The organism is Pseudomonas sp. F-14 TE3623, assembly GCF_053629015.1.
Genome location: NZ_JBRJHM010000001.1, coordinates 4365352 through 4383164 on the forward strand (window position 1 = coordinate 4365352; position 17813 = coordinate 4383164).

At 56.6% G+C, this 17813-nt stretch carries 12 protein-coding genes and 3 pseudogenes; 8 read left to right on the forward strand and 7 right to left on the reverse strand.

What is annotated here, in order from left to right:
• Positions 1-76: 76 nt before the first annotated feature.
• Positions 77-1030, reverse strand: coding sequence for a LysR family transcriptional regulator (locus AB7M29_RS20160; RefSeq protein WP_217856251.1), 954 nt, complete (start codon positions 1028-1030; stop codon positions 77-79).
• A 446-nt stretch (positions 1031-1476) separates the two neighbouring features.
• Here AB7M29_RS20160 and AB7M29_RS20165 point away from each other — a divergent pair, with 446 nt between their 5' ends.
• The 6 genes from AB7M29_RS20165 (at position 1477) to AB7M29_RS20190 (ending at position 8409) form a co-directional block, all read left to right on the forward strand.
• Positions 1477-2514, forward strand: a complete 1038-nt coding sequence (locus tag AB7M29_RS20165) for a quaternary amine ABC transporter ATP-binding protein (protein WP_217856253.1) — start codon at positions 1477-1479, stop codon at positions 2512-2514.
• A gap of 46 nt (positions 2515-2560) precedes the next feature.
• Positions 2561-3526 (forward strand): glycine betaine/L-proline ABC transporter permease ProW, encoded by a 966-nt coding sequence (gene proW / locus AB7M29_RS20170; RefSeq protein WP_038982995.1) that lies wholly within the window; start codon positions 2561-2563, stop codon positions 3524-3526.
• Positions 3527-3594: 68 nt separating this feature from the next.
• Complete coding sequence (gene proX, locus AB7M29_RS20175; RefSeq protein WP_217856255.1) at positions 3595-4638, forward strand: glycine betaine/L-proline ABC transporter substrate-binding protein ProX; 1044 nt, start codon at positions 3595-3597, stop codon at positions 4636-4638.
• 86 nt (positions 4639-4724) lie between these two features.
• The gene (locus AB7M29_RS20180) at positions 4725-6074 is read left to right on the forward strand and encodes an MmgE/PrpD family protein (RefSeq protein WP_217856258.1); all 1350 of its coding nucleotides are present in this window, start codon (positions 4725-4727) and stop codon (positions 6072-6074) included.
• Between the two features lie 48 nt (positions 6075-6122).
• On the forward strand, positions 6123-7157 hold the full coding sequence (locus tag AB7M29_RS20185) for a GlxA family transcriptional regulator (RefSeq protein WP_038982992.1): 1035 nt from the start codon (positions 6123-6125) through the stop codon (positions 7155-7157).
• 100 nt (positions 7158-7257) lie between these two features.
• Complete coding sequence (locus tag AB7M29_RS20190) at positions 7258-8409, forward strand: MFS transporter (protein WP_454247673.1); 1152 nt, start codon at positions 7258-7260, stop codon at positions 8407-8409.
• On the opposite strand, the gene AB7M29_RS20195 is transcribed toward AB7M29_RS20190, so the two are convergent.
• From AB7M29_RS20195 to AB7M29_RS20220, 6 genes and pseudogenes are all read right to left on the reverse strand, one after another.
• Positions 8395-8667 (reverse strand): hypothetical protein, encoded by a 273-nt coding sequence (locus AB7M29_RS20195; RefSeq protein ID WP_454247674.1) that lies wholly within the window; start codon positions 8665-8667, stop codon positions 8395-8397. The two genes, AB7M29_RS20190 and AB7M29_RS20195, sit on opposite strands and share 15 nt — an antisense overlap.
• A 32-nt stretch (positions 8668-8699) precedes the next feature.
• The gene (locus AB7M29_RS20200; RefSeq protein WP_437180792.1) at positions 8700-9560 is read right to left on the reverse strand and encodes an ATP-binding protein; all 861 of its coding nucleotides are present in this window, start codon (positions 9558-9560) and stop codon (positions 8700-8702) included.
• A pseudogene (locus tag AB7M29_RS20205) lies at positions 9561-10100 on the reverse strand (response regulator transcription factor); the annotation flags it as partial.
• Positions 10101-10109: 9 nt separating this feature from the next.
• A pseudogene (locus AB7M29_RS20210) lies at positions 10110-12422 on the reverse strand (ATP-binding protein); the annotation flags it as partial.
• 23 nt (positions 12423-12445) lie between these two features.
• Complete coding sequence (locus AB7M29_RS20215) at positions 12446-13546, reverse strand: substrate-binding domain-containing protein (RefSeq protein ID WP_454247675.1); 1101 nt, start codon at positions 13544-13546, stop codon at positions 12446-12448.
• Positions 13547-13932: 386 nt separating this feature from the next.
• Complete coding sequence (locus AB7M29_RS20220; protein WP_454247676.1) at positions 13933-15807, reverse strand: EAL domain-containing protein; 1875 nt, start codon at positions 15805-15807, stop codon at positions 13933-13935.
• Between the two features lie 1286 nt (positions 15808-17093).
• Here AB7M29_RS20220 and AB7M29_RS20225 point away from each other — a divergent pair.
• Both AB7M29_RS20225 and AB7M29_RS20230 read left to right on the forward strand, forming a co-directional pair.
• Positions 17094-17384 carry a type II toxin-antitoxin system ParD family antitoxin gene (locus AB7M29_RS20225; RefSeq protein WP_454247677.1) on the forward strand — a complete coding sequence of 97 codons (291 nt, stop codon included), beginning with the start codon at positions 17094-17096 and terminating at the stop codon, positions 17382-17384.
• 2 nt (positions 17385-17386) lie between these two features.
• A pseudogene (locus AB7M29_RS20230) lies at positions 17387-17744 on the forward strand (type II toxin-antitoxin system RelE/ParE family toxin).
• Positions 17745-17813: the final 69 nt, after the last annotated feature.

Genomic DNA, 17813 nt, shown 5'->3' on the forward strand with positions numbered 1-17813 from the left:
CACCGGCACACCCAAACCTCTCCCCTCCTCGCACCCCGAGTCACTGCTCAGTCAGTACTCCTATCTTCTAAACAGCTCAGGAAAACTGGGCGAGAATCCAGTCGCGTAGCCGGCAACAGGCGTCGTCATTGATCCGGTCTTCTCGAAATGTCAGATAGTGCTGACTTTCATGAAGAACTACTTCTTCTTCGATCGGACGAATCAGCGTGCCGTTTTCGATCAGGTTTGCAACCAGATGATTCCATCCGAGAGCTACGCCCTGATGGGTCAACACCATGCTAATTACCAGGTTGTAGTCGTTCGCGTTGAAAACGTGAGGGCTGTCGTGGGGGCGTTTCTCGATATCAACATCGTGATAAGCCAGCCAAACGCCCCAGTCAACGTGCTCCGCTACCTGGGATCTGCCATAGGGGCTGAGGTTTAGCAAAACCCCGTCGCGTATGCCTTCCAGGCTGGACAGTTCAGGGTGCTCCTCTTTGTAACGAGGCGTGCACACCGGGTAGATGACGTCATGAAACAACGGATAACTGCGATAGCCATCCTGAACCCTGGCCATTTTGGTGATAAAGATGTCCGGCGTTACACCCGGTTCCATCGACAAGAAGTTTTGAGTGGTTACCAGATTGAGGTCGATGTCTGCGTTCATGGTAAAAAACCCCGGTAGCTTCGCTGCGAGCCAGAGGGCAGAAAACGCGGGAGAACAGCAAAGTGTCAACGTTCGCTTGCCTGCATTGTTGGTGCGAATGCGCTCCGCGGCTTGCGAAATGTTGACGAAAGAAATCTGTGCAGCATCAAAAAAGATGGATCCGGCTTCCGTCAACTCGACTGCTCGTCCCACCCTCTTGAAGAGATCCACCCCAAGGTACGCCTCAAGCTCCCGAATCTGACGGCTAATTGCCGCTTGAGTAACGCACAGCGCTTCAGCCGCACGCGTAAAGCTCTGATATTTGGCGGCGGCTACGAATGACTTCACTGCTTTCAGAGACGGCATTTTCAGCAGCGTCATGTCTGGATCGATGTGCTTAACCATAACCTAGAGTATTGAATATCCGGTTCGGGGCCCTTTGGAGGGCCGTTAGGGACGAGATCGGCGAGAGGGGTTCCACCTGGAGCCTACGCTGGAGCGTAGCTGAAACAGAGGGTCTAAGACAGGGCCAGCGGCAGTGGCCTTCGCAACCAGCACTGTCGCAGTCGCAAATTGATACGTCAATTGATTGATAACATGACGTTATTGATTGGCTGGAAGAAATGTTGTTAGACGCTGACTCTATAAGGTAATAACTTGGGTCCCAAGCCACTGATTAATTCAGCGCCGATAAAACAAGAATAATAAACATCACAATAAAGAGGATGGTCACAATGACTAACTCCGCACCTTTATCCCAGCTTGACTGCCCCTATAAGCACCGTCTTAACTGATTAAGATACGTATATCTAAAATCTTGATCTTACGTCGTATTTGCAGCAGGAGGGGTTATGAGTCTTGGTGACGAGATACTCTCGGTAAAAAACATTTACAAAGTCTTTGGTACTCAGCCAAAGCTCGCGATGGAGATGCTGGCTGGCGGTGCTGATAAAAGTGAAATTTTCAGCAAAACCGGTCAAGTCGTTGGCGTTTTTGATGCCAGTTTCTCCGTAAAACGTGGAGAGATTTTCGTCATCATGGGGCTTTCCGGTTCCGGGAAGTCGACGATGGTCCGGTTGTTCAATCGACTGATCGAGCCAACCTCCGGAACCATCCATCTTAACGGCCAGGAAATCACCGGTCTGTCAGATGCAGATCTCCTCAGCGTTCGTCGCAAAGACATGAGCATGGTGTTTCAGTCGTTTGCCCTGATGCCCCACATGAGTGTGATCGACAACGTTGCTTTCGGCCTGGAAATCTCGGGTGTCGAGGAAAGTGAACGGCATAAACGTGCACTCGAGGCACTCAAACAGGTAGGGCTCGATGGCCACGCCTACAGCTATCCGCACCAACTGTCCGGCGGTATGCAACAGCGGGTAGGTCTGGCCCGAGCGCTGGCCAACGACCCCGCCATCCTGCTGATGGACGAAGCCTTCTCGGCACTCGACCCGTTGATTCGCCACGAAATGCAGGGCGAGCTGATCCGCCTGCAGGCAGAACAGCATCGCACCATCATCTTCATCTCCCATGACATTGACGAGGCGATTCGCATCGGCCATCGCATTGCGATCATGGAGGGTGGCCGGGTAGTTCAGATCGGTACCCCGCAAGAGCTGCTTTGCAACCCCGCGAACGATTACGTCAGAGCTTTCTTCAAAGGCTTTGATGCCTCGAAGATCCTCAAGGCTGGTGATGTTGCAAAAATTTGCGCAGAGCATCCGTACGCCATGGATCAATCCACTCCTACGCTGCGCGACGATGTACTCCTGCAGGACGTCTTTCACATCGTTGCGGATGCAGTTAATCCAGTTGCCGTCCTGGATCGCCAGGGTGTGTTCAAAGGCACGATCTCCAAGAGCCTACTGCTTCAGACAATGAGCCGACACTAATAGTCTCTATTGGTGGCTTGCCAGGCAAGGACATTCAGGTGATGACATGAACGAATTCAGTTTTCTAGACCCGTTTCAATCCATCAACGTCCCTTTGGGCCAATGGGTAGAAGTTGCCCTGAATTATATGGTTCAGAATTTCCGCGAGGTATTCCGCTCGATAAGATGGCCAATCGACCAGGTACTTAATGGTATTCAGTACGGACTATTGGCCATTCCTCCGTCAATATTCATTATTATCGCCACACTCTTTGGCTGGCAGGTAGGCGGAAAAAGAATAGGTATTCTTTGCTTTGTAACTCTTACGCTATTAGGCGTAATCGGCGTGTGGAATGACGCCATGATCACCCTCGCCCTGGTGCTCACTTCACTGTTTTTCTGTGCAGTTATTGGCATACCGCTAGGTGTCCTGTGTGCCCGGAGTGACCGGCTGGAGATGCTGCTGCGGCCGGTACTCGATGCAATGCAAACACTGCCTGCATTTGTTTATCTGGTACCCGTAGTGATGCTGTTCGGTATCGGCAACGTACCGGGTGTACTGGTCACGATCATCTTTTCGGTAGCCCCACTCGTCAGGCTCACTAATTTGGGAATTCGCCAAGTGCCGGAAGATAAGGTTGAGGCCGCCCGGGCTTTCGGATGTACCCCACGCCAGATGCTGAGGCGAGTTCAACTTCCTTTAGCTGCACCGACAATCATGGCGGGCCTGAATCAGGCATTAATGTTGTCGCTTTCCATGGTGGTGATCGCATCAATGATTTCGGTTGGCGGGTTGGGAATGATGGTGCTTCGCGGGATTGGCCGCCTTGATATGGGCTTGGCAACCGTCGGTGGTTTGGGCCTGGTATTACTGGCAATTTTCCTTGACCGCCTGACCCAAGCGATGGGCGAGCGCAGTAACAGAGCAACCAAAGGTGAGCACTGGTACCAGACAGGCCCGGCGGGTGTCATTTATCGCCTGAAAAGAAAAAACACTGTTACGAAAATAGAAGTCAGTCCCAAAGAAAGCTAACTCCGCTAAGCGGCGCGTCGTGAACCAAAAGAAATGCCAACTTAGTAATCCAGCCAAGGTAAACGATAATGAACTTCACAACATTCGGAATAAAACAGAAATTCATTCATTCTGTCGCGCTTTTAGTTTTAGCGGTATCACCTGTGTTCGCATCGGCCGCAACGGCGCAGGAGCCCGGAAAAGGGGTATCAATCACCCCTATCTTTCCGTCAATCGCCGAGGAGCGGTTCCGCGGAGAGATTGCAATGGCGGGTCTCAAGGAGTTGGGCTACGACGTTGAAACACCAAAGGAAACCGAGTACTCCACCATGATGGTTGCGATTGCCAATGGTGACGCGGATTTCTCAGTGCATTTGTGGGAGGAACTGCACAAATCTTTCTACGAGAAGGCCGGCGGCGATGAGACGATGGTGAAAACCGGCGCTATCATGCCGGGCGTGTTGCAGGGCTACATGATTGACAAAAAAACGGCCGATGAACACCACATCACCTCGCTCGCAGATTTGCAGAAGCCGGAAAATGCCAAACTGTTCGATGCCAATGGCGACGGTAAAGCCGACCTGACAGGTTGCAACCCCGGTTGGGGCTGTGAGCTGATCATTGCCCACCATATGAAAGCCTATGGCTTGGAAAAAACCGTCACAAACAACCAGGGCTCCTACTTTGCATTGATGGCTGACACCATCGCTCGTTATAAACAGGGCAAGCCGATTCTCTATTACACCTGGGTGCCTCAGTGGATCTCCGGTGTTCTGGTCGAAGGCAAAGATGTTGTGTGGTTAACCGTGCCGCGTACGGATCTTCCAGGTGGCAAAAACGATGTCAACACGACCTTTAATGGTAAAAACCTTGGTTTCGCCGTAGACAGTGTCAAAGCGGTAATCAATAAAGAGTTCGCCGAGAAAAATCCGGCGGCCGTGAAATTCCTGTCTGAAATGCAGATCACTACCGACGATGAAAGCGCGCAAAATCTGAAAATGCACAACGGTGAAAAAAGTGCAGCTGACATAACTCGTCACGCCAAAGAATGGATCGCGGCCCATCGCGCGAAGTACGACAGCTGGCTGGCAGACGCACGAGCCGCGGCTAATACCGCCACCGTAAAAAATTAGTCCCTTCATTTAAATCTGCATAAAAGGTTGCCCTTCCCCGGGCAACCTTTTATCCGTTTGGGCGTTCATCATTCAGGAATCATGAAATGCAGTTGTATTCATTCGTCCAGAATTTCAGTTACAAGGACGCGCCCCTGCATACACGGGAGTTGGTTAAAACTTGCCTGCTCGACATCATTGGTGTGGCCGCCGGTGCTCGCGACAATCAAACCAGCGTGATGCTCAAAACCTACGCTGACACCCACTACTCTGCCAACAAACTGTCCAGCCGCCTCTGGTTCGACGGCAGAGCCGTACATCCATTGGGCGCCGCGTATGCAGGCGGCTTCTGCGTTGATAGCCTGGATGCACATGAAGGTCACTTCACCTCCAAGGGGCATGCGGGTGCAACCGTAGTCCCGGCCATTGTTGCATTGGTAGACGCGTATCGCAGTCAGGGCAAAGACATCAGCGGCGAGGAATTCCTCAGCGCACTGTGCATCGGTTACGAGACCGCCTTGCGGGCGGGCCAGGCATTGATGGCCACGGCCCCTGAATATCATGCCTCAGGCGCCTTTTCCGGGATCGGGGTCGTTTGCGCTGGCGCCCGCTTGCTGAAGCTTGATGAAACGACGTTCCGTCATGCACTGGGTATCGCGGAATACTTTGGCCCCAGGTGTCCGATGATGCGCCTGGTGAGTTTTCCGACGATGTTGCGTGACGCTCACGGTGCCGGGGCGTATGCCGGACTGAACGCACTACTGATGGCACAGCTCGGTGTCACCGGCGCTCCAGCCGCCACCGTTGAACCTTTGGAGATTTCCACTTTCTGGCGGGACATCGGAGCCCGCTGGGAGATCGACGAACAATATTTCAAACCGTGGCCGGTATGTCGCTGGGCGCAACCGGCACTCACGGCCATGACCGATTTGATGCGAGCACATCCGGTCATCACTGCTGAGTTGATCGAGGCCATAGAGGTCGAAACATTCCATGAGTCTGTGTGCTTGCAGGGGCATTTTCCGAAGAATGCGGACGAGGCCCAGTATGCGCTAGCGTTCCCGCTGGCTGCCTTGATCGTTCGCGGGAAGCTGGGGCCAAATGAGGTCACCGGGGATTCCATTCATGCGCCAGACATCTTGCATATCAGCGAGAAAATAACCCTTCATGAGGCGCCTGACCTGTCTGCCAGGTTCCCAGAGGAAATCCTCTCCCGCGTCACGGTTACCCTGAAAGACGGCACGCGTCTTACGAGCCCAACCGCGACGGCCAAGGGCGACCCCGGCAACCCTATGTCGAGTGACGAACTCACTGCCAAGTACCATTTACTGGCTGATGACAGCTTGGGAACCACACTCAGCAATGCCATCAAGAACAGTGTTGAAGCATTGCCCGGTAGTGATGACTGCCAATCATTCTTTGATTTGTTGCTGTCCGCTCCAAAAACCGCTGTTTAGATTCCGCACCGTGTTCTTAGCTATTCGTTCAGGTGTCAAAGAGGATTTATGCCATTCGTATTCGAGAGCGTGCTCAAAGACAAAAACATGGGGTACTCCTATACGGCGGAGAAACCAATAAAGCCGCAGGCGGTGACTCGTGTAGCTTTCGTGCTTTTGAACAATTTCTCGATGATGTCGTTCACCGGCGCTATCGATGCGCTGGTTACCGCCAACCTGATTAGTGAGACACCAGCGTTTGAGGTATTGACTGTCGGCATCAGGAGCCGTCTGGTGATGAGCGATCTGGGAATTGCGATTTCAGCAGACCTGGAGCTATCACAACTACCGGATCGTATCGACGTTCTCATCGTCGCCGGTGGATTGCGAGTGAAGCTGATTAGCGACCCGCTATTACGGCGCAAGCTACGTAACGTCGCCTCTCTTGGCGCGACCATGGGCGGTTTGTGGAACGGTGCATTTTTCCTGGCGGAAGCTCAGCTAATGGACGGTGTCGAGTGTGCCTTCCATCCCGATGGACGAGCGATGATGGAGGATGTTTTCCCCAAAGTCCTGGTCTCTTGTCGAACGCACGTAATAGACAGAAACCGTATCACGTGCGCTGGCGCCAGCAGCTCGTTACGCATGATGCTGGAGCTCATCACCGCTAAACAAGGCGTGTCGCTGACCCATGCTGTCGAGGAAATACTCAGTTGCGATCAAACCTCTGAAGTCTCTGGGATATCGACTGTCATCGTTGACTCTGACCCCACCTTGCCACAAACCCTGAAGCTCGCTTTAGAGCTGATGCAAAAGAACATCGAAGAGCCCTTATCGATCGACGAACTGGCTGAGTGTGTGAACATTTCCCGACGACAATTGGAGCGTCGCTTCTGCCGTTTCGTGGGTGCCACGCCCACACGCTACTACCTTGAGCTGCGCTTGACTCGAGCGCGGCAGCTTATTCTGCAGAGCAATCGGCCGATCACCGATATCGCGATTGCGACCGGCTTTTGTAGTTTCGCCAACTTCCATATGCGCTTTCGTGACTTCTTTGGCGTAGCGCCGAGTAGTTATAGAGCGACGTATGAGCGCAGGCGCTAAGTTTTTTCGAAACCTGGGCACGCAAAAAAACATACGAAACCTGCACTGTCTAAGCCGAGTAAACGATGGCTAGCATCATCGATAAGGATTACCGATAATTATGAATGCTCCATCGCCGGTGTTGGTACCCACGGCTAACCACAGCGAGCGGATGTCTACACGCATCGCCTTCCTTATCGCGGGCTTACTCATGTCCGCATGGGCGCCTCTGGTCCCATTGGTTAAAGCCCGCGCTGGCTTGGACGATGGTGGCCTGGGGTTGCTGCTGCTTGGCCTGGGCGGTGGATCTATTGTGGCCATGCCCTTCGCTGGTTATCTCACTGCACACTATGGATGCCGCCCGGTCGTAATCTGGGCGACGATTGTCTTGTGCGCCGTTTTTCCGCTGTTGAGCACCGTGGTCTGGCTGCCCGGCCTGGTCATAGCCGTCATTATCTTCGGTGCCAGTATGGGCATGCTTGATTGCGCCATGAACATACAGTCCGTCATCGTCGAGAAAAACAGCGGACAGGCACTTCAGTCCGGCTTCCATGGCCTTTACAGCGTCGGAGGCATATTGGGCGCCGGGGCGATGACCGCTCTGCTGACCTTCGGCCTGAATCCGTTGATTGCTGCGCTCTGCATCGTTGCCACCGTTTTGGGAGCGCTTTACAAGGCTGCGCCTGCTTTGCTGACTTATGGCACTGAACGGGGTGGGCCATTGTTTGCGATGCCTAGGGGTATCGTGCTGTTTTTAGGGGCGCTCTGTTTCATCGTCTTCCTTACTGAAGGTGCAATGCTCGACTGGAGCGCGGTTTTCCTTGTCTCGAGCCGAGGGTTAGAGCCGAGCATCGCCGGTTTGGGCTACGCATCCTTCGCCGCTGCGATGACGCTGGGCCGCCTGACAGGAGATGCCATCGTAAGCAAACTAGGCGGCGTGCGCGTCGTAGCGCTTGGCGGACTCTGCGCAGCCGCAGGCATGATCGTGTCGCTTGGAATCGATGGCTGGGCCGCGTCCTTGATTGGCTACGCTCTGGTCGGTGCTGGATGCTCAAACATTGTCCCTGTGCTCTTTACCGCTGTAGGCCGCCAACAACGTATGCCACAGGCGGTAGCCATCCCCGCTGTCATCTCGATGGGCTACGCGGGGATTCTGATAGGTCCCGTATTTATCGGGGCGGTCGCCCATCTGAGCACCTTGTCATTCGCTCTTGGCTGCGTAAGTGTTCTGCTGGTTTTTGTCAGTGCGACAGCTCGATCACTTCGCAATTAACCGACTCTTTTCAGGTGCGCTTTCAACCCCCCAGGCACGTGCTTCAAAGAACGATTCAAGGCAGGCCCGCTTCCAGCGAGGGCTGCACTTTAGCCAACGCTTCCTGTTCCTGATAAGCCGAATACAGCTCGCAAGTGACCGCAGCAGCCGCACCGGCGGTGCGTCACCGAACAGCGCCGCCTCGGCGTCGTTGAAACCGGGATGCTCGAGCACCAGAGATGCGAGGATTTTGCGGAGATCCTCATAGATCGCGGGCATATCGCCGACCAGTAGGATGCGCCGGTTCGGTGTCATCGCTTATTCTGCGGAGCATCAAGGGGGATATCGAGGGTGAAGGTTGCGCCCTGTCCGTCCCCGTCGCTGTGAACGGTCAAGCTGCCACCCATTTCCATCGCGGCTAGCGCGCAGCTGTGCAGGCCGAAACCGTGACCGTCTTTGCGAGTAGTGAAGCCATGCGAAAAGATAAGCGTCAGGTACTCTGGCGCAATCCCATTGCCGTTGTCGGCCACCGTGATACGCAATACTGGCCCCTCAACGAGGGAGGCGCCGAACGTGATGCACGGGCTGCGATCGATCACGCCGTCCAACGCCTGCTTGGCATTGCTGATCAGGTTCACCAGAATCAGCAGCACCCGGTGCCGGTCCAGCGACAGCAGGGGCAAGTCGGCAATTTCCTTGACCACCGTCACCTCCTGGCGTGCCAGTGATCCGGCACTCATGCGCAAAGCATCATCGATTAACTCTGAGACCGGCACTGTCTCGACGACACTGACGGCAACGGCATAGGACTGTTGGGCATCGACAATGGTTTTGATGTGGTCAACGCCCTTGGTGAGTCGCTCGAGTTCTTCGATGATGCCCTGTTGCTCTGCCGTCACCACCTCCGCCAGCTTGAGCAGATAGTCGGGCAGCATCCTTCCTTTGTGGTCTCTGGTGAGAAAATCGCTCAGGTCATTGACGTGTTCGTTCATCAGCTGAGCCACCTTGCCCAGCCCCTGGGCTTTGGAGGTGCGCATCTGGCTGCTGACCAGTTCTGCCGATATGTTCACGCTGTTGAGGACGTTGCCGACGTTGTGCAGCACAGTAGTGGCGATTTCGGCCATGCCCGCCTGACGGGATTTTGCATGCAGTTCGGTTTGCACCTGGCTCATGCGTAGCGCCGCGCGTACGCGAGCCTTGAGCTCCAGCGGCGAAAAAGGTTTGGCGATATAGTCATCGGCGCCACTCTCCAGCCCTGAGACGCAGGCCTCGCTACCGCCGCGGGCGGTCACCAGGATCACGGGCAAATGGGCAAAACCGGCGCTGGCTTTGATTCTCGCTGTCAGGCCGAAACCGTCGAGCTCCGGCATCATCACATCCGAGACGACGACATCGATGGGTCGACGCTGCAGGAGTGCCCAGGCCTGTTCTCCATCAGCTGCGGTGGCGACGATGTAGTCGTTGTGCAAGAGTTCGCGGAGGTAGCTAAGCATTTCCGGGCTGTCGTCTACCACTAGCACTCTGGAATGCGAGGCGTGTTCCGGATGCTGCTCGTCGTCTGCACCTTCCGTCGAAGGTCGGTCGTTGCTACTGCCATGGCGGCCGTCGTCGAAACGCAGGTGGCGTTGCTCGGTTGTGCTCGTTGTGCTCGGTGACGATCGCTCGTGCATATTGCTGGCCCCGGTCGGCACGGTGTTTTGCTCCGCCCCCATCGGAAGTCGAACAAAGAAGCACGAACCCCGTCCGGGCTCGCTGTTGACGCCAACTTCGCCCCCCATCAGTTCAACCAGATCCTTGACCAGGGCCAGACCAATACCTGTGCCGCTGTAGTGGCGCGTGGCGGAATTGTCGATCTGGGAAAAACGCTGGAACAGCAGCGGCAGTTTGTCAGGCGCAATGCCAATGCCCGAGTCTTGCACCGCGAGTTCAAATTGCTCGCCATCAAGCGGAGTTACTGCCAGGTGCACGGTGCCGCCTGCGGGCGTGAACTTGATGGCATTGCTCACCAGGTTGAGAAGAATTTTCTCGAAGTGTTGGGGGTCCAGGAACACCGTGCCGAGTGCGGGATCGATGCTGCAGGTCAAGGTGCAGCCTTTGCCCGCGGCCACCATGGCAGCATCCTCGGCCAGCACACCAACCGTCTTGTTCAAGTCAATTGGCGCCGGCCACAACTCAAACTTGCCCGCTTCGGCCTTGGAGAAATCGAGGATTTCGTTCACCCGGTTCATCAAGCGCAGTGCGTTGCGTTGGGCGCGGTCGATTTGCACATGCCAGTCCGCTGGCGGGGTGGTCGCCGCCGAGAGCTGCTCCAGCGGGGCGAGAATGAGGGTCAGGGGGGTGCGCAGTTCGTGGCTGACCGTGGCCACGAAATCGCTCTTTGCCTGGTTAGCCGTCTCGGCCTGGTTGCGCGCCTGAATGAGTTCGATGGCCTGCGCCTCCAGCACCTCGGTCTGCTGGTGCAGCGTGTCGGTCCGTTCGGCGACCATTCTTTCCAAAGAGGCCTGGACTTGCTGGCGTTCGGCCTCGGCCTCGGCCTCCAACACCCGGATGCGCAGGGCATTCTCCTGGAACACCCGTACGGCGCGGGTCATGATTCCAATCTCGTCGCCGCGTCCGGCGCTGGCGATCTCGGCGTTCAGGTCGCCAGCCGCAAGCCGGCGCATGACCGAGGCCAGGGCCACGATGGGCTGCGCGACAAATCGCGACGTGCTCCAGGCGATGGCGCCGGCCAGTAGGATGGCGACGGTCCCTGCAACTATCGTCGCAAGCATGCCGCGATCATTGTGGACCAAGGCGTCGGAGCGCGCTTGACCAGCGAAGCGCGCCACCAACAGGCCGGCGCTCCGTGCCTCGTTGCGAACCTGGTCGCGCGCGTCGCTCAAGGCGTTGCTCGCCTGATGGAACCTGGCGAATGCCGCCCGGTAGCCGGCAATCTGATCGCTGACCGTCAGGGGCGTAGCCTTGGCTTGCAGCCCCACGGACGCCGGGAGAACCCGAGAGAGCCGGGAAAGTTCGTCCAGGATGTGGCTAACAGAGCCGGCGACCTCGGCCGACGGTGACAGGCGAAACGACAAGGTCTGCGCCTCCAGGGTGGCAACACGCTCGGCGAAACGCTTGGACAACGCGGCGGCATTTTGCAGCAAACCGGTTGCTGCCTGAATGTCGCTTGCGTCATGGGCAACGTGCCCATCCACGTCGCCCAACATTTCCTCGAGGCGCTCGGCCATATCCCAGACGGCGGCGAGATGCCGCAAAGCCTCGCCTCCCCGGAGCTTGGGAGCCTCGCCAAGGTGCTCGACCGCCAGGCTGGCAGCAGCGACCGCCGTCGCCAACTGGTCCAGAGTCTCTCTCTCCTGCGGCGCCCCCATCACCTCTCGTAATTGCTCGACCACGGGAGGGAGTGCCGCGCAGGCGTTCCGCGCCGCGGTGGCGGCAGCCCCATCACCGGTCACCAGCATCTTGGCCACATTGGCGGTGACGATCCGTTCGCCGTTGCGGAGGATATTCAGGATGCGATGGGCGCTTTCGATATTGCTCACCCGCACCTCGTGCTCAGCGGTGCGGGACTCAAGCCCCTTCAACCCATCGGCGATGCCCTGTTCGACGAGGATCGTCGCCTCTCGCATCCGGCCGTAGTGGGCGGTCATGTTCTCCGTTTCGCCATCCATGGTCAGGCTCGCCGTCCGCAAGGCGGCGATTGCCGCAGCGAGCCTTTCCAGACTGCCCTTGAGCGATTGCGCCTCTGCCACCGGAATGGCGGTGAGGCCGGCGATAGCCGTCGCCACCATGCCTTCGGCCTGGGACAGGCTTTCCTGGTCGCGGGTGGCGATGAAGTTTTCCACCCGCCCGGTGGCCCCGTTGACCGAGGCGAGAATTTCCGCGGAATGGCTGGCGGAATCCACCGCACGCACCATGCCGCGCAGGCCGTAGAGGTTCACCAGCGACACCGCCAGCATCAGGAACACCAGCGCGGCGACCGCCAGGCCGATCCTGACGGCAATGGGCCTGTCCGTGGCGGGTCTGAATATCGACATGGCGCCTCGCCCCCCGTCCGCCACTACTGCTTCGTCACCTCCGGCAAAGGCGTCGGCGGCGCCGTATTGTTGATGGCCGCGTCGATCATCGCCACAACGGAAGCCTGGTTATAGGAAGGATTGGCGGCGCCGCCCACCGGCATAGTGGCGAGCCAGGCGTCCAGGTCTTTCGCATCGATACGCACCAACGGCACTTCGACGAACTTCGGCACCTGCTTGCCCGCCAGAATCTGCTGGGCCACCCAGAACCCCACCTGGGAGACGCTCGGGGAAGCGGAGACAGAGACGGTCTCGTAGCCATTGGCATCGCGCTCCTGTTTCCACAGGGCGAGTTCGTCCTGACGGTTCCCCATCACGATGATCGGCAAAGGGCGTCCCGCCGCCTTGAACGCCATGGCCGCGCCATAACCGTCGCCCCCCTGAGTAGCGACGGCATCAATGCTGGGCAGCGACGGCAGCGCCAGCGCCACCTCCTTGCGTGCGACGGAAGCCGTCCAGTTCCCGTAGACGGTCTTGGCGAACCTCAGGCCCGGATAGTCGCTGGCGGCCTTGCGAATGCCGTCGCTGATGTTTTTATCGGTGGCATCGCCGGCAATGCCGCGGATCTCTAGCAGCGTTCCGTTCCCCTTGAGGCGCTCGGCGATATAATCCATTTCCACGCGGCCCATGGCGGACCAGTTGTAGTCCACGGTATAGACGCAGCGTTCGGTGACCAGGCTGGCCATGACGACCACCACGATGCCGGCGTTGCAGGCATCCCGGATCACCCCGTTGAGGGCCGTGTCGGACGCGGCCAGGATGACGATAGCATTGACGCCGTTGACGATCATGTCCTGGATATGGGCCGCTTGTTCCGACGCCGAGTTGTTGGCGCTGACCACCGGAGCCTCCCGGATCAAGCCATCCTTTTGCGCCTGGACCGCAATCTCCTGCCAGTTGCGCACCATCACCTTACGGAAATCGCTGCCCGCGTAGGAGTTGCTGAAGGCGATGCTATTGCTTGCGGTAGGGCCGCCGGCGATGCCGCCGTCGGCAGCTTGGGCTGGATTGGCGGCAACCATCGCCAGCCCGGTCAGGCAGCCGGCGAAGCGCCACAAGATTTTGTGGATCGGTTTAGTGTTCATGCTGTTCTCCAGCGTCCTTGGGATTTACCACCAGAACTCCACATGCACCTGCCGACAGCGAAAATCGCTCAGGTCGACGTGTTCGTTCATCAGATGAGGCACCTTGCCCAGTGATTCCTGCGGCACTTTGCGTTCGTTAGTCTGGAACGTTGACCCGGTGCAGACTTGGTCACGCCGCCAGAGAGAAGCTTGCGTCGCTGATAAATGCAGTAGAAATATTCCCCCTACAGAACCTCGCACCTTGTGAATGTTGATCTGCGCCGCCTTTACTTGTGATGCATTTGGCAATTGCCGTTGGTTGTCGAGGAGGTCAAATGGATATTTATCTCCACCGCTGCAGGGCGCAGCGGTGGAAACCAACACTGTGGGTAAAGATTCGTTTCGGATTACTCATAAGGTGCAGCGTTCACTCTGTTAATTTTCAGTAGTGTGGCAAACGCCGGGCCGTCTACTGCCTTGCTAAAATAGTAGCCTTGGCCCTCCTCGCACTGGTGAGCCTTCAAAAACTCAAACTGTTCGTTGGTTTCTATGCCTTCGGCAATCACGTTCAATTTGAGACTTTTACCCAGGCTGATAATAGCGTCGACCAAGGCGGCATCATTACTGTCGGTGTTCAGGTTGCGCACAAACGACTGGTCTATTTTCAACACATCAATGGGTAAGTGCCGCAGATAGCTCAGGCTTGAATAACCGGTACCGAAGTCATCGATAGCCAACCGTACCCCCATCTCCTTGATGGTCTTCAGAATCGCGATGGTCGAATCGATGTTTTGCATGAGCACGCTTTCGGTGATTTCCAGTTCGAGTAGGCTGGGCTCCAGGCCAGTCTCTTCCAGCACCTGCTGAATACCTTCGAGAAAGCCGCGCTGGCGAAAGTCGATGACCGAAATATTCACCGACACACAGATCGGCGGCAGGCCGCTCACCTGCCAGGTACGGGCTTGCTGGCAGGCTTCGCGCAGTACCCACTTGCTCAGCGGAACGATCAAACCGCTGTCCTCGGCGATTGGAATGAAATCGGCGGGAAAAACCCAGCCTCGCAGCGGATGGAGCCAGCGGATCAGGGCTTCAGCACCGACTATCTTGCCGCTTTCGAGGTCCAGCTTCGGTTGGTAGTGCAGCGCGAACTCTTTGCGCTCCAGGGCCAGACGAATACCCGACTCGATGTATTGTTGTTCTCGGGCGCGCTGGTTCATGTCATCGATAAAAAAGCTGAAATCGTTCGGGCCGCGCTCCTTGGCGCTGCGCATGGCGGTTTCCGCCTTCTTTAGCAGCGCCAGGGCCTCTTCACCATCGTCGGGATAGATGCTGATGCCCAGGCTTGCGGTCACGCTCAGATTATGACCAGCGATAGGGTGCGGAACACTCAACGCGGTCAAGACTTTCTCCGCAATGCCTTTGGTTTGCATGGGATGAAGAATATCCGCCAGGATAAGAACGAACTCATCGGAGCCATAGCGAAACACTGAATCCGACTGCCGCACGGTATTGACCAGGCACTGAGCGACCAACTTGAGCATTTCATCGCCGATCGGGTAGCCAAGGGCATTGTTGATGCGTTTGAAACGATCGAGTCCAAGAAACATCACCGCCAGTTGTTTGTTGTGGCGCTTGGAAAGCAAAATCGACTGGGTCAAACGGTCGCCGAGTAAGGTGCTATTGGGCAGTTCGGTCAGTAAATCGTACTGGAGAAGATGGGAAATTCTCAGTAACTCCTGCGCGCGCGCCTCATTGCCGAGCTCAATGCTGAGCGTTTTGGCCATTGCGTTCCGAGCCATTTGCCATTTCCAAGTCAAAGCATTGGCCATCTGGAGGATTTCTAGAGCAGTGAAGGGCTTTTTCAGGATAAACAACTGATCATCGAGTTCCAGACGCTTCGCCATGGTTTCCCAAGAGTAGTCGGAGTAAGCGGTGCACAGTGCGATCTGCAGGTGCGGGTCAACTCTCCACAACTGTTCAATGGTTTGCAGACCGTCCCAGCCGGGCGGCATACGCATGTCTGTGAATGCCATGGCGTAAGGCCGGCCTTCGGCCAAGGCCTGTTCGACCAGCATGAGGGCCTCCTGGCCCTGGTAAGCCGAGTCGAGGCTGAAGGTCGGTCGCGTGGGCTGCGCGGTGCCAAACAACGCCTCTTCGGAGCAGGCCAGAGACAACACACTCGCGGAGTCGGGGCTGAGGATCCTGAAAAAGTCCTCATGGATCGAAGGCGTGTCGTCAATAATCAGGATGCGCCGGTTAGTCACAACTGACGATGGGGTCATCTCGCGACCTCCACCGGACGGTGCAAGTCTTTGATCACTAGAGTTGCGGCGTCAGTGGCGGGAGGCAGCACGCTGCTACCGGCTATTACCATCAAGTGTTGTGCCGCGTGCTGGCCGCTAACCGCTTTGAAACAGTAGCCCTGAGCATTCATCGGCAAGCCGGCGGAGATCAGTGAGGTTTGTTGCTCTAGGGCTTCCACGCCTTCGACGGTCATGCCAATGCCAACATCGCAGGCGAAACTGATGAGGCGCGCAGGTTTGTAGCACTAGCCGCCCCCCGGGAGGCGCTGCCGATGAAAGCCCCTGCGGCACTGCCGAACAAAACTTCTTCAGCGGACGCCAAGCTATCTTCGGCATACGCGGCAAGACCGAGAGTCTCGCGGAAACTCTCACGGACTGACGTTGTGTCGCCAATGAACAAAATGCGCCGATTGACACGTGTTATCAGACTGCTCATTCGGCCATTCCAATTATAGAACCAAGCATAAAGAACTAAACACATACAGACTCCTTTCCTTGGCGGCCGACAATTGAAACCAATACATTGCTTGCAGTAGCGATGAGCATAGTCTCAACTAGCCCGCTTCGTTGGAAAGGTGACGTCAATCCGAAATCAATGATCTTTCTGCTGAGCTGAGTCGTCAGCTGACAGGGCCAGAGGCTGTTCCTGCATCAGCACTGCATCTTTCTCAAGTGCTGTTTGAGGTTGAGCCGCTACCGTGGTGGTGACTGAGAGGCCGCCTTACGCGGGCTTTTGCCAGCGTTTTCGTATCCGCCCTGTCATGCCTTCGTCACACCCACCAAGCACAATGCGGTCAGCCAAAGGGATTTGGCCCCATCGACAGAAAGCCCGGCTAAGTGCCGGCTTTTTCGTTCCAGCGACATGCTTTTCACGAAGTGCTCACACAACGGAGCGCAGATTGAACGGACAAAAGGATTTGACCCCATACAGAGAGCCCGCCATGCGCGGGCTTTTTGTTGTCAGCCATTCCCGCGGCTAAGCTCCCCACTCTCTCGAATGGAGAACGCCAGACACATCAAGCAGGGTTTGGCCAAGCTGAGGACCCAAGGCCCACACTAATTAAGCTGTCCCCGACGTCCGCCTGCAACACCCTTTTTGGACTCGGTGCACATGCAGTCCGGAGCCAGTACACGCTGTTCGCGCGAAGGATGGTCCCGTACGCCCCAGTTCGTCAGATACAGCTCTCTAGCTAGGTGCTCCTGGGCAAAATGGCATAATATGCCAATGATCGAAAAAACCTGTTTGCCCAGAGCTGGAGCTAATTATGGCGACGCGAAACGTTGTGCTCACCCCTCACCAGGAACAGGTTATCCAGGACCTGGTGCAGTCCGGCCGTTATCAGAATGCCAGCGAAGTGATGCGAGAAGGTTTGCGTTTATTGGAACAGCGTGTCGCCGAAGACGCCGCCAAAATTGAGGCCCTGCGTCAGGCGACCTCAATCGGCATCATGGATCTTGAGTACGGGCGCTTCACGCAGTTGAACGAAGGGGATCTGGAGCGCTACCTCGAGGGTTTGAGCCTGGAGGCCACCCTCCCCGCGCGTGAAAAACACTGAGCATGCCGCCGTATCGGATTTCCAACGCGGCGCGCGCCGACATTGTCGACATCCTCAGGCTCTCCCAGACGCAGTTCGGCGATCAAGCACGCCAGGCGCTACCAGGCACTGATCCTCGCGGCGCTGCAAGCGATTGCCGATACGCCTTATTGCATTGGCAGCCACGACCGCGATGAGCTTGCACCGGGTCTTCGCAGCTATCATCTCAACTACTCACGCCAGCAGGCCAAACAAACCCATGGAACGGTCAAAAGCCCGCGCCATATCGTGTTCTATCGTGTGGCAAACGACGACGTGATCGAGGTCGTCAGACTCCTTCATGACGCCATGGAAGTGCAACTGCACCTGCCCAACGACTGATCACCGACCTGGCCCAAAGGCTTAACTGGCCATGAACAGCGAAGGTAAGGCGCCCCCTCTACATCGCAA

Coding starts and splice junctions, on each gene's coding strand:
- proW (WP_038982995.1), top strand. CDS start 2,561: ATGAACGAATTCAGTTTTCTAGACCCGTTTCAATCCATCAACGTCCCT.
- AB7M29_RS20215 (WP_454247675.1), bottom strand. CDS start 13,546: ATGAACACTAAACCGATCCACAAAATCTTGTGGCGCTTCGCCGGCTGC.
- AB7M29_RS20225 (WP_454247677.1), top strand. CDS start 17,094: ATGGCGACGCGAAACGTTGTGCTCACCCCTCACCAGGAACAGGTTATC.
- AB7M29_RS20190 (WP_454247673.1), top strand. CDS start 7,258: ATGAATGCTCCATCGCCGGTGTTGGTACCCACGGCTAACCACAGCGAG.
- AB7M29_RS20195 (WP_454247674.1), bottom strand. CDS start 8,667: ATGCCCGCGATCTATGAGGATCTCCGCAAAATCCTCGCATCTCTGGTG.
- AB7M29_RS20165 (WP_217856253.1), top strand. CDS start 1,477: ATGAGTCTTGGTGACGAGATACTCTCGGTAAAAAACATTTACAAAGTC.
- AB7M29_RS20200 (WP_437180792.1), bottom strand. CDS start 9,560: ATGAGCCAGGTGCAAACCGAACTGCATGCAAAATCCCGTCAGGCGGGC.
- proX (WP_217856255.1), top strand. CDS start 3,595: ATGAACTTCACAACATTCGGAATAAAACAGAAATTCATTCATTCTGTC.
- AB7M29_RS20220 (WP_454247676.1), bottom strand. CDS start 15,807: ATGACCCCATCGTCAGTTGTGACTAACCGGCGCATCCTGATTATTGAC.
- AB7M29_RS20185 (WP_038982992.1), top strand. CDS start 6,123: ATGCCATTCGTATTCGAGAGCGTGCTCAAAGACAAAAACATGGGGTAC.
- AB7M29_RS20160 (WP_217856251.1), bottom strand. CDS start 1,030: ATGGTTAAGCACATCGATCCAGACATGACGCTGCTGAAAATGCCGTCT.
- AB7M29_RS20180 (WP_217856258.1), top strand. CDS start 4,725: ATGCAGTTGTATTCATTCGTCCAGAATTTCAGTTACAAGGACGCGCCC.